The 11,096-nt window shown below is 64.7% G+C and carries 10 protein-coding genes and 1 tRNA gene; 6 read left to right on the forward strand and 5 right to left on the reverse strand.

The window, feature by feature from the left end; translation table 11 throughout:
• Window positions 1–60: 60 nt before the first annotated feature.
• Both AU465_RS03370 and AU465_RS03375 read right to left on the reverse strand, forming a co-directional pair.
• Window positions 61–135: transfer RNA gene (locus AU465_RS03370), tRNA-Gln, on the reverse strand.
• A gap of 173 nt (window positions 136–308) precedes the next feature.
• Window positions 309–653: a VOC family protein gene (locus AU465_RS03375; RefSeq protein ID WP_192244025.1), complete on the reverse strand. Its 345-nt coding sequence runs from the start codon at window positions 651–653 to the stop codon at window positions 309–311.
• A 220-nt stretch (window positions 654–873) separates the two neighbouring features.
• Here AU465_RS03375 and ppdK point away from each other — a divergent pair, with 220 nt between their 5' ends.
• The 3 genes from ppdK to AU465_RS03390 all read left to right on the forward strand — a co-directional run bounded on the left by ppdK (window position 874) and on the right by AU465_RS03390 (window position 5,776).
• Complete coding sequence (gene ppdK, locus AU465_RS03380) at window positions 874–3,558, forward strand: pyruvate, phosphate dikinase (protein WP_192244027.1); 2,685 nt, start codon at window positions 874–876, stop codon at window positions 3,556–3,558.
• 122 nt (window positions 3,559–3,680) lie between these two features.
• Window positions 3,681–4,784 carry a glycosyltransferase family 9 protein gene (locus tag AU465_RS03385; protein WP_192244029.1) on the forward strand — a complete coding sequence of 368 codons (1,104 nt, stop codon included), beginning with the start codon at window positions 3,681–3,683 and terminating at the stop codon, window positions 4,782–4,784.
• A 251-nt stretch (window positions 4,785–5,035) separates the two neighbouring features.
• Window positions 5,036–5,776 carry a polysaccharide deacetylase family protein gene (locus AU465_RS03390; protein ID WP_192244031.1) on the forward strand — a complete coding sequence of 247 codons (741 nt, stop codon included), beginning with the start codon at window positions 5,036–5,038 and terminating at the stop codon, window positions 5,774–5,776.
• Between the two features lie 31 nt (window positions 5,777–5,807).
• Here the strand turns inward: AU465_RS03390 and AU465_RS03395 are convergent, their stop codons facing one another.
• Both AU465_RS03395 and AU465_RS03400 read right to left on the reverse strand, forming a co-directional pair.
• Entirely contained in the window at window positions 5,808–6,197 is a 390-nt protein-coding gene (locus AU465_RS03395; protein ID WP_192244033.1) for a DUF427 domain-containing protein, read from the reverse strand.
• 111 nt (window positions 6,198–6,308) lie between these two features.
• Window positions 6,309–6,665 (reverse strand): hypothetical protein, encoded by a 357-nt coding sequence (locus tag AU465_RS03400; protein ID WP_192244035.1) that lies wholly within the window; start codon window positions 6,663–6,665, stop codon window positions 6,309–6,311.
• Window positions 6,666–6,859: 194 nt separating this feature from the next.
• Between AU465_RS03400 and AU465_RS03405 the strand changes: the two genes are divergently transcribed.
• Both AU465_RS03405 and AU465_RS03410 read left to right on the forward strand, forming a co-directional pair.
• Window positions 6,860–8,488 carry a fatty-acid--CoA ligase gene (locus tag AU465_RS03405; RefSeq protein ID WP_192244037.1) on the forward strand — a complete coding sequence of 543 codons (1,629 nt, stop codon included), beginning with the start codon at window positions 6,860–6,862 and terminating at the stop codon, window positions 8,486–8,488.
• 77 nt (window positions 8,489–8,565) lie between these two features.
• Window positions 8,566–9,351: a DUF1499 domain-containing protein gene (locus AU465_RS03410; RefSeq protein WP_192244039.1), complete on the forward strand. Its 786-nt coding sequence runs from the start codon at window positions 8,566–8,568 to the stop codon at window positions 9,349–9,351.
• A gap of 1 nt (window position 9,352) precedes the next feature.
• On the opposite strand, the gene AU465_RS03415 is transcribed toward AU465_RS03410, so the two are convergent.
• Window positions 9,353–10,261: an MBL fold metallo-hydrolase gene (locus AU465_RS03415; protein ID WP_192244041.1), complete on the reverse strand. Its 909-nt coding sequence runs from the start codon at window positions 10,259–10,261 to the stop codon at window positions 9,353–9,355.
• Between the two features lie 203 nt (window positions 10,262–10,464).
• Here AU465_RS03415 and AU465_RS03420 point away from each other — a divergent pair, with 203 nt between their 5' ends.
• On the forward strand, window positions 10,465–11,058 hold the full coding sequence (locus AU465_RS03420; RefSeq protein ID WP_192244043.1) for a biotin transporter BioY: 594 nt from the start codon (window positions 10,465–10,467) through the stop codon (window positions 11,056–11,058).
• Window positions 11,059–11,096 lie beyond the last annotated feature (38 nt).

Below are 11,096 nucleotides of genomic sequence, written 5' to 3' on the forward strand. Positions count from 1 at the left end.
GTTACCCATGTCTCCGGTATGAACCGTAACCTATGTGTCCAGAATGGACCCGAAATTGCTTGGCTGGGGCGCCAGGATTCGAACCTGGGAATGTCGGTACCAAAAACCGATGCCTTACCACTTGGCGACGCCCCAGCAGCCGGGCGGTGCCCGCTGCGCGCGGCCTTATAGGACGAGCCGGTGGAAAGCTCAATGCTTGGACCGCCAGCATCCAAGGTAATCTTGCCGCATGTCTGCGTCGGCGGATTGCCGCCGCGTTTTGGCGTAGTCCAAAGGGGAAGATCAAATCCGGCGGCCGGAATTGCGGGCTATTCGCCCCACACGGCCAGCTCGTTGCCGGCCGGGTCGGTGAAATGAAACCGCCTGCCGCCGGGGAAGGAAAAGATCGGCTTGACGATGCTGCCTCCGGCATTCTCAACCGCTTCAAGCGTCTCCTCCAGATTTTCGGAATAGAGCACGGGCAGCGGTTTGGCCGGCGCCTCGCCGGCATCGGCCTGGAAGCCGCCGTCGAGCCCTTCGGCAAAAGCGGAATAGGTCGGCCCGTAGTCGGTGAACGACCAGGAAAACGCCGCGCTGTAGAAAGACTTGACGCTGTCCAGCGTGCCGCCGGTGGCCGGCAGTTCCAGATAGTCGAGTTTTCCGTTGAGTTTCATCACTCTACTCCAGCTTTGTTCTTGATACGTTCTACATCGCGAGGCCGCCGACCGGCAAGTCCTTTTGACGCAGCTTTTGCTTAATCGATTGTAGTTGCCTGACTTGCTTTCACGACGCCTTGCCTTTCGCACTGCAGCATCCTATCGCTCGGATCGGTAGGGCGGGGAACCGGGCCTTTGTCCGGGTGTTGTCTATCTTCCAAGGACCTGGAGGGCGAGCATGACCAAGTGGGTTTACACCTTCGGCGACGGCGCCGCGGAAGGCCGTGCCGGAGACCGCAACCTTCTCGGCGGCAAGGGCGCCAACCTGGCCGAGATGTGCAGCCTCGGCCTGCCGGTGCCGCCGGGCTTCACCATCACCACCGATGTCTGCAACGCCTACTACGCCAACGGCCGCACCTATCCGGCAGCACTTGAAGCGGATGTCCTGTCCGCGCTCGAGCATATCGGCAGGCTCACCGGCCGCCGTTTCGGCGACCCGTCGAAGCTGCTTTTGGTCTCGGTCCGCTCCGGCGCTCGCGCCTCGATGCCCGGCATGATGGATACCGTCCTCAATCTCGGCCTCAACGACGAGACGGTCGAGGCGCTTGCCGCCGATTCCGGCGATGCCCGCTTTGCCTATGACAGCTACCGCCGCTTCATCCAGATGTATTCCGACGTCGTCATGGGTCTCGACCATGAGGTGTTCGAGGAAATCCTCGAGGACCAGAAGGCGAGCCTCGGCCATGAGCTCGACACCGGGCTTTCGGCCGGGGAATGGCAGGACGTGATCGGGCTCTACAAAGCCAAGGTCGAGGAGGAGCTTGGCGAGCCGTTCCCGCAGGACCCGCGCGAGCAGCTCTGGGGCGCCATCGGCGCGGTGTTTTCGAGCTGGATGAACAACCGCGCCATCACCTATCGGCGCCTGCACGATATCCCGGAAAGCTGGGGCACGGCGGTCAATGTCCAGGCCATGGTGTTCGGCAATATGGGCGACACCTCCGCCACCGGCGTCGCCTTCACCCGCAACCCTTCGACCGGCGAGAAGCAGCTCTACGGCGAATTCCTCGTCAACGCGCAGGGCGAGGACGTGGTGGCCGGCATCCGCACGCCGCAGAACATCACCGAGGCGGCGCGCATCGCCGCCGGCTCCGACAAGCCGTCGCTGCAGAAGCTGATGCCGGAGGCTTTCCAGGCTTTCGTCGACATTTCCGACCGGCTGGAAAAGCACTACCGCGACATGCAGGACCTCGAATTCACCATCGAGCGCGGCAAATTGTGGATGCTGCAGACCCGCTCCGGCAAGCGCACCGCCAAGGCGGCGCTGAAGATCGCGGTCGAGATGGCGAAGGACGGGCTGATCACCAAGGAGGAAGCGGTCGCCCGCATCGATCCCGCCTCGCTCGACCAGCTCCTGCACCCGACCATCGATCCGAAGGCCGCGCGCGATGTCATCGGCATGGGCCTGCCGGCTTCGCCGGGCGCCGCCACAGGCGAGATCGTGTTCTCGTCCGGCGATGCCGAGGACGCCAAGGCGCAAGGGCGCAAGGCGATCCTGGTGCGCATCGAGACCAGCCCCGAGGATATCCACGGCATGCATGCGGCGGAGGGCATCCTCACCACGCGCGGCGGCATGACCAGCCATGCGGCGGTGGTGGCGCGCGGCATGGGCAAGCCCTGCGTCTCGGGCGCCGGCTCGCTGCGGGTCGACTACAAAGCCGGCACGCTGATCTCGATGGGCCAGACCTTCCGCAAGGGCGACATCATCACCATCGACGGCGGCAACGGCCAGGTGCTGAAAGGTGCCGTCGCCATGCTGCAGCCCGAGCTTTCGGGCGACTTCGCCGCCATCATGGAATGGGCCGACGCCGCGCGCCGCATGAAGGTGCGCACCAATGCCGAAACGCCGCTCGACGCGCGCATGGCGCGCTCCTTCGGCGCCGAAGGCATCGGCCTTTGCCGCACCGAGCACATGTTCTTCGACGGCGACCGTATCGTCGCCATGCGCGAGATGATCCTGGCCGACACCGAGAAGGACAGGCGCGCAGCGCTCGCCAAGCTGTTGCCGATGCAGCGCTCGGATTTCCTCGAGCTGTTCGAGATCATGGCCGGGCTGCCGGTGACGATCCGCCTGCTCGATCCGCCGCTGCATGAATTCCTGCCCAAGACCGAGGCTGAGTTGGCCGAGGTCGCGGCTGCGATGAACGTGTCGGCAGACAAGCTCAGGCAGCGCACCGAGGCGCTGCACGAGTTCAACCCGATGCTCGGGCATCGCGGCTGCCGGCTTGCCGTCTCCTATCCGGAGATCGCCGAGATGCAGGCGCGCGCCATCTTCGAGGCGGCGGTCGAGGCAGGCCGCAAGGCCGGCGCCCTGGTGGTGCCCGAAATCATGGTGCCGCTGGTCGGCCTGGTGAAGGAGCTGCAATACGTCAAGGCGCGTATCGATGCGGTTGCGCAAAGCGTCATGCAGGAGACCGGCACCAAGATCGACTATCTGACAGGCACCATGATTGAGCTCCCGCGCGCGGCCATCCGCGCCCATGTCATTGCCGAGGCTGCCGAATTCTTCTCCTTCGGCACCAACGACCTGACCCAGACGACTTTCGGCATCTCGCGCGACGACGCGGCCTCCTTCCTCGAAACCTACCGGCAGAAGGGCATCATCGAGCAGGATCCGTTCGTGTCGCTCGACGTCGACGGCGTCGGCGAGCTGGTGCGCATCGCGGCGGAAAAGGGCAAGGCGACGCGGCCGCAGATCAAGCTCGGCATCTGCGGCGAACATGGCGGCGACCCGGCCTCGATCCGCTTTTGCGAGGAGGTCGGCCTCGACTATGTGTCGTGCTCGCCCTACCGCGTGCCGATCGCACGGCTGGCCGCCGCGCAGGCGGCCGTGCAGGCCGCGAAGGGCAAGGCAAAGCGCGCCTGACGGGCGCGCCGGCACCTTACGGTTTTGTATGGAAACTCACGTGAACGTGCGCGTGACGATTCCGAATCTCGACATCGTTGCCGAGCAGTTTCTGGTTCCGAGTTCCTCGGTGCGAGAAACAGATGCTGCAGATTTCGCCCACCGCTTTCCGATCGATCCTGATCCTGCAGGCCAAGTTCGTCGGCGACATCGTGCTTGCCTCCACATTGGCGAAAAACCTGCAGCTGGAATATCCAGAGGCCAGGATCGTCTTTCTCTGCGAGGCTCGCTTCGGCGGCTTCCTCACCGAGCACGGCATCGCGTCCGAAGTCGTTACCTTCCGCCGTGCCATGATGCGCGGCACGCCGCTGCAGCGCGGACGCGAATTGCTCCAGATGGTGCGCGAGTTGCGGCAACAGCGCTTCGACATGATCATCGACATAACCGACTCGAAGACCTCGCGGATCCTTTCGGGCCTGATCGATGCCCCGATCCGGCTGGGCTATCATCCGACCGAGCGGCCGATGCGCTGGTACGAGCGCCAGCCCGCCAATGTCAGGATGAAGCCCTTCGCCTTCGGCGAACGGCATTATCTCTACCGATATCTTTCTCCGCTCGAGGCGCTTGGGGTGAACCTGCGCGTCAGGGCGCCGGCCATTCGCCCGCTGCCCTTCGAAACGTCGCGGGCCCTCGCCTTGCTGGGCAAATATCGTCTGCGGCCCCACGGCTTCCTGGCGGTGCATGCCGGGGCAAGCTTCCCCGGGCGCCGCTGGCAGCCCGAGCGCTTTACCGCCGCGATCGACCGGATATCGGCCGAAACAGGCCTGGACGTCGTTCTGGTCGGCGGCCCCGAGGAGAGCGAGGCGAGGGACAGGATCATGGCGGCCGCGAAAACACCGGTCGTCAATCTGGTCGGCGCGCTCTCGCTCGAAACACTGCTGGCGCTGCTCAAGGAGGCCAGGCTGTTCGTCGGCAATGAGAGCGGCCCGATGCATATGGCGGCGGCGGCCGGCACGCCCGTCGTCGGGCTGTTCGGCCTGACCAGCCCGACCCAGTGGGGACCTGTCGGCGTACCCAGCATCTCGCTGCGGCCGTCCATGCCTTGCGATTGCGTCGGCGGCGACCTGTGCCGCCGGACCGATCCGAGCAAGGCATGTTGTGTCTGGCGCCTGGAAGTGGATGCCGTGGTCGAGGCGGTGCGGGAACTTCTGGCGCGGACCGTGGTGGCGCTGGATCACGCTGTCTAGAGAGGTTCACCGTTTCACGGAAACGCCGAACCGCTCCATCCCTTTGTTTTTACGCAATTCCGGACGGAAAACCGTTACACACTTTTCCTGGAATTGCTCAGCGCATGACGACATGCACGAGAACAACCGGTCCACGCAAATTGCCGCGCGGCTGCTTTTTCGGATGCGAACCGTCCCGATTTTCGCCTAGATGCGGGTCTTGTTGACGCTGTCTTGCGGTTGAACGGCAGGGCATGCCGGGCTTGGGAAGAATGACGGATTTGCTTCAAAAATCTCTTTACGCGCTCGCGCTGTCGCTCGTGGCGGTCTCGGCCGGCAATGCCGCCACGCTGGTCGAGCCGACATTGCATCTGAAACCGCAGGGCGGCGGCGGGCGCGTAGCGCTCACGCTGGACGCCTGCGGCGGGAAGACCGATGCGCGCATTCTTTCGGCGCTGGTCGAAAACAGGATTCCGGCGACCATCTTCGTCACCGGCATCTGGCTGAAGCGCAACGCCGCCGCTGTCGAGATCATGCGCGCGCATCCGGATCTGTTCGAGCTGGAAAATCACGGCGGCCGCCACATTCCGGCGGTCGACACGCCACGCAAGATCTACGGCATCAGCAGCGCCGGCAGTCCCGATGCCGTTCAGGCCGAGGTCGAATCCGGCGCCGCGGCGCTTGCGAGCGCCGGCGGCCCAGCGCCGAAATGGTTTCGTGGCGCCACTGCCGAGTACAGCCCGTCAGCGATCGCCATGATCCGCAAGCTGGGCTTCAAGATCGCCGGCTTTTCCGTCAACGGCGACGGCGGCTCGCTGCTCGGCGCCAAGCAAACCGCCCGGCGCATCGCCGCTGCCAAGGATGGCGACGTCATCATTGCTCACATCAACCAGCCGACCCATGCGGCGGGCGAGGGCGTCGTCCAGGGCCTGCTGGCCCTGAAGCAGAAGGGCATGACCTTCGTCCGCCTGGAAGATGCCGAGGACTTGGGTAACGACAGCACCACCGACTGATCGCTGCATTCGGGCGTCGGTTCGAAATTTCTCAGTCCGGCTTAGTCTCTACCGTCACCTTGTTCGTGTAGAACGCGCCGTGATCGCGGATCTCGGTCATTTCGTCGAAGGGCTGCTCATAGGCCCACATCGCGTCCTTGCCGCTTTCGCCGGCCGGCAGGACACTCCAATAGCTCGCATCGCCCTTGTAGGGACAATGCGTCGAATGCTCGGTCCTGGCGAGCTGGCTGAAATCGATGTCGTCGAAGGGGATGTAGAAAACCGCCGGGTAGGGCGGCTCCGAGAGCAACCGCGCCCGGTTCGACCTGGCAATGACTGTGTCGCCGGCGCGCACCGTGACGCTGCCGCGATAGGGTTCGACCGTGATCACCTTGTCTGGGTTGCGCTGAAAGCCGGGGGCGGGGTTGGCGAGCTTGTCCATGACGGTTCTCCTTCTCCGCCACAAGGTGTGTCGGGGAGGAGCCTCGCACAAGGTTGCACAGTTGCGCGAGGCCGCGTCAAAGTGGAATTTTCTTCCAACCGATGCTGACGGTCAGGCGGCGGTCTTGAAGGCATCCATGAGGCCGGCATAGGCGGCGGCGATGCCAGCGACCGGGTTGGTGCTTCTTGCCGCTGTCTCGACCTTCAGCGCGCCGCCCGAGGTCGGCAGCGTCAGCAGCAGGAACTGGCGGCTGCCGCCATCGCCGACGCATGCGGCGGCGACATGCTGGCCTTCGCCGTCGTTCTCGACGCACATCTTGAACAGCAACGTTCCGCCGACGGCCTCCAGTGCGCCGCCGACGACTTCGGCAAACTCGTCGTCGGAAACGGTTTTGGAGTCCGGCGTCAGATCGTCCAGACTTTCGGCAAGCGTGCTTTCGAGGACCTTATCGTCGAGCTGCGCGTCCATGCGAATTTCTCCATTCGCCAATCTCACCCAGCCCGTTAATGAAACTTAACGCCGACGATGGCCGGATTATGGCGGGTTTCACGGCTTGTTCGGTCCATCCACCGCCTTGGACTTATGGTGGCTGGACAATCCGCCGGATCATTCCACAATGCGTGAAACAATGACGCGAAAGCGCAAAAAGGGGAGGAGCCGAGATGCTCGGACTGATGCAGGAATGGCCGCTGCTCTGCCACAAGCTGATCGATCACGCCGAACGCCAGCACGGCGGGCGCGAGATCGTATCGCGTTCGATCGAAGGCCCGATCGTGCGCACGACCTTTGCCGACATCCGTCATCGGGCGCTCAAAGTGGCGCAGCGTCTGGAGCGGGACGGCTTCGGGCTCGGCGACCGCATCGCCACGCTTGCCTGGAACACGGCCCGCCACCTCGAGGCCTGGTACGGCATCATGGGCATCGGCGCGATTTACCACACGCTCAATCCGCGTCTCTTCCCCGAACAGATTGCCTGGATCATGAACGACGCCGGGGACAAGGCGATCTTCGTCGACCTGACCTTCGTGCCGCTGCTGGAAAAGATCGCCCACGGGGTCGGCTCGCTCAGACAGGTGATCGTGCTGACCGATCGGGCGCATATGCCGCAAACCTCGTTGCCGAATGCTGTTGCCTATGAGGAATGGCTTGCCGAGGCCGACGGCGCTTTCGCCTGGAAGAGCTTCGACGAGAACACCGCCGCCGGCATGTGCTACACTTCCGGCACGACAGGCGACCCGAAAGGCGTCGTCTACAGCCATCGCTCGAACGTCCTTCACGCCATGATCGCCGCCATGCCGGACGCCATGGGCTTATCGGCGCGGGACGTGATTCTCCCGGTGGTGCCGATGTTCCACGCCAATGCCTGGGGTCTTGGCCAGAGCGCGCCGATGATCGGCGCAAAGCTGGTGATGCCCGGCTGCAGGATGGACGGCTCGTCCATCTACGAACTGCTCGACACAGAAAAGGTCACCTTCAGCGCCGCCGTGCCGACGGTATGGATGATGCTGCTGCAATATCTTGAGGAGACCGGCAAGAAATTGCCTTATCTCAACAAAGTCGTCATCGGCGGGTCGTCCTGTCCGCGCGCCATCACTGCGAAATTCCAGGACAAATACGAGGTTCAGGTCGTGCATGCCTGGGGCATGACCGAAATGTCGCCGCTCGGCACCTTGTGCACTATGAAGCCGGAATATGAAGGGCTGACGGGCGATGCCCGGCTCGACATCCAGGGCAAGCAGGGCCATCCGCCTTTCGGCGTCGAAATGAAGGTGACCGACGACGAGGACAACGTGCTGCCCTGGGACGGCAAGACCTTCGGGCGCCTGAAAGTTCGCGGCCCGGCCGTCGCGCGCGCCTATTATGGCGGCGTCGGCTCCGAGCAGTTCGACGCCGACGGCTGGTTCGACACCGGCGATGTCGCCCATATCGACGCCAGCGGCTATATGCAGATCACCGACCGCGCCAAGGATGTCATCAAATCGGGCGGCGAGTGGATATCCACCATCGATCTCGAAAACCTTGCCGTCGGCCATCCCGATGTGGCGGAGGCGGCGGCAATAGGCGTGCCGCATTCCAAATGGGGCGAGCGGCCGCTGCTGGTGGTCGTGCGCAAGCCGGGCAAGGAACCGAGCAAGGGCGACATCCTCGCCTTCATGAGCGGCAAGGTCGCCAAATGGTGGATGCCCGACGACGTCGCCTTCGTCAGCGAAATTCCCCACACCGCGACGGGCAAGATCCAGAAGACCGCCTTGCGCCAGCAATTCAAGGAGTATCGGCTGCCGACAGACTGAGAAATGTTCAATCAGCGATTCCACCGAACGCCGAACTGCGCTAACTGTCGGCGCGGGTTGGGGTGATGCGGCAAACGATGGCTACAATTCCTGAGCGGCAGACGTCGAGGGCGGCCGCCTGGTCGCGGCGGATCGGGGCATTCTCGCTCGTCCTTCTGCTGACCGCGCTTGCGGGTTATCGGCTCGACCTTGTCGACACGCCGCCCTTCCTGTGGGTGCTGGCGATCGTCGCGCTGCTTGCGGCTCTCGCGCTGCTGCTCGCCGGGCTTGCACTGTCGAGGCTATGGAATTTCGGCGATCGCGGCGGCCGAGACCTCAGCGTCGGCGCACTGCTGGCGGTGCTGGTGCTTGCCCCTTTCGGCATCGCCGCCTACTGGGCCACCGTCTATCCGCCGCTGCGCGACATCTCGACCGACCTCGACGACCCGCCGGTGCTCGACACCAGCGACCGCACAAGCGACATGAACGCGCTGTCGCCGCCGACGCCCGGAGAGCAGAGCCTGCAGGCGCAGGCCTATCCGCTGGTCACCGGGCGCAGCTACAACCTGCCCTTCGAAACCGTGGTCGATGCGGTCGAAACCGTGCTCGACCGGCGGGACTGGCAACTGACCGCACCCTATCCCGACATCAGCGGGCAGAGCGAGGCGACGATCAACGCGGTCGCCCGGGGCTTCGTGCTCGGGCTGCCGGCAGATGTCGCCATCCGCGTCACCGACGACGGCGATTCAGTCATCGTCGACATGCGCTCGGCCTCGCGCTACGGGCGTTATGACTTGGGCGACAATGCCGCCCGCATCACCGATTTCCTCGGCGAGCTCGACCAGGAAGTCGCCGGCCAGGTCGGCGCGGCGCCGGCCGAGTGATCTAACCGGCAGGGCGAAAAACACCGTCGATCGCCGGATCGCCGTCGGTGGCGACGAGACCGCGCGCCACCAGGTCTTCGAGATGGGCAAGCACCGACAGGCCGGCAGCGCCGTGCAGCCGCGGGTCGGTGTCGCGATAGATCGCCGCGACCATGTCTTTGATCGTCCGGTCGCCGCTGCGGATGCGTTCCAGGATCGCCCGTTCGCGCATCTTGCGGTGCGTCTTCAGCCCTTGCATGAAGCTGCGCGGCGCGGTCACCGGCCCGCCATGGCCGGGCAGCAGCAGGCGGTCGCCGCGCTCAATCAGCCTGTCGAGCGATTTCATGTAGTCGGCCATCGCGCCATCGGGCGGTGCGATGATGGACGTCGCCCAGGCCATCACATGGTCGGCCGAAAACAGGATACCGGTCCCTTCGAGCGCAAAGGCCGCGTGGTTGGCGGTATGACCCGGCGTCAGCACGGTTCGTATCGCCCAGCCGTCGCCCTGGGTGAGGCTGCCGTCGGCCAGCGCGACATCGGGCACGAAGCCCAGGTCGGCGCTGGCATCGAGCGGGTTCACCTCGCCGATGCGCAGCGCCCGCGCCGGCCGGTGCGGGCCTTCGGCAAGCACGGGGGCGCCGGTGCGCTCCTTCAGCCGCGCCGCCAGGGGCGAATGGTCGCGGTGGGTATGGCTGACGAAGATGTGGCTGACCGGCCTGCCGCCGATCGCCGCGAGCAGTGTTTCGAGATGCTGATCGTCATCCGGCCCCGGATCGATCACCGCCAGCGTGTCGCGGCCGACGAGGTAGCCGTTGGTGCCGTGGAAGGTGAAAGGGCTTGGGTTTCGGGCGGTGATGCGCCGGACGCCCGGCGCGACCGTGACCGCCTGACCATAGGCAGGATCGAAGCGTGTGTCGAATTCAAGCGTCATGCCGGATCCTGCTGCTCGCGCGGCAAAACGATTGCCGCTTCCCCCGTAAGCCAATATAGGAAAATCAATGCATGTCGCCCAAAAGTGCGCAGCGGTTTTGGGACAACGGCATGCATCAAGACAAAATTTTATAGCGCGTCGCCTGAATTCGTTTCTCCGCGACGCGCTTTACAGCCAGCAAATCAGCCACAACGGGGAAGACCATGGCAACTGCAACCACGATGCGCCCGCTCGTTTCTCTCGCTCTGCCCGACCAGGGCGCGGCCCGGTTCGCGAGCCAGCTCTTTCTGGCGCTTGCCGGAACGCTGCTCCTCACCCTGTCGGCCAAGACGAAGGTGGTGCTCGGCCCCGTCGACATCTCGCTGCAGACGCTCGCCGTGCTGCTGATCGCCTCGGCCTTCGGCATGCGCCTCGCCGTCGCGACGCTCATTCTCTACCTCGCCGAAGGCGCTTTTGGCTTGCCGGTGTTCCAGGGCACGCCGGAAAAGGGCCTCGGCATCGCCTACATGCTGGGCTCTACCGGTGGCTACCTCGCCGGCTTCGTGGTGATGGCGGCGATCGCCGGCTGGGCGGCCGACCGTGGCTGGGATCGCCATCCCTTCAAGCTGTTTGGCGCGATGCTCGTCGCCGAGATCGTGATGATGGCGATGGGCTTCGCCTGGCTGGCGGCGCTGATCGGGCCGGAAAAGTCGTGGCAGTTCGGCGTCGTGCCGTTCATCGCCGGCGACCTGATCAAGGTGGCGCTGGCTGCCAGCCTCGTACCGGCCGTCTGGGCGCTGCTGCCGAAGCGGCCCTGAGATTTCAGCAAGCTGAATGCGGCCGGCGGAGCGATCGC

The sequence above is a fragment of the Mesorhizobium silamurunense genome, assembly GCF_014843905.1.
GTDB classification, from domain to species: Bacteria; Pseudomonadota; Alphaproteobacteria; order Rhizobiales; family Rhizobiaceae; genus Mesorhizobium; species Mesorhizobium silamurunense.

What these genes read in the sequence shown, in the direction of transcription:
- AU465_RS03375 (WP_192244025.1), bottom strand. Translation starts at nt 653, where the DNA reads ATGAAACTCAACGGAAAACTCGACTATCTGGAACTGCCGGCCACCGGC.
- ppdK (WP_192244027.1), top strand. Translation starts at nt 874, where the DNA reads ATGACCAAGTGGGTTTACACCTTCGGCGACGGCGCCGCGGAAGGCCGT.
- AU465_RS03385 (WP_192244029.1), top strand. Translation starts at nt 3,681, where the DNA reads ATGCTGCAGATTTCGCCCACCGCTTTCCGATCGATCCTGATCCTGCAG.
- AU465_RS03390 (WP_192244031.1), top strand. Translation starts at nt 5,036, where the DNA reads ATGACGGATTTGCTTCAAAAATCTCTTTACGCGCTCGCGCTGTCGCTC.
- AU465_RS03395 (WP_192244033.1), bottom strand. Translation starts at nt 6,197, where the DNA reads ATGGACAAGCTCGCCAACCCCGCCCCCGGCTTTCAGCGCAACCCAGAC.
- AU465_RS03400 (WP_192244035.1), bottom strand. Translation starts at nt 6,665, where the DNA reads ATGGACGCGCAGCTCGACGATAAGGTCCTCGAAAGCACGCTTGCCGAA.
- AU465_RS03405 (WP_192244037.1), top strand. Translation starts at nt 6,860, where the DNA reads ATGCTCGGACTGATGCAGGAATGGCCGCTGCTCTGCCACAAGCTGATC.
- AU465_RS03410 (WP_192244039.1), top strand. Translation starts at nt 8,566, where the DNA reads ATGGCTACAATTCCTGAGCGGCAGACGTCGAGGGCGGCCGCCTGGTCG.
- AU465_RS03415 (WP_192244041.1), bottom strand. Translation starts at nt 10,261, where the DNA reads ATGACGCTTGAATTCGACACACGCTTCGATCCTGCCTATGGTCAGGCG.
- AU465_RS03420 (WP_192244043.1), top strand. Translation starts at nt 10,465, where the DNA reads ATGGCAACTGCAACCACGATGCGCCCGCTCGTTTCTCTCGCTCTGCCC.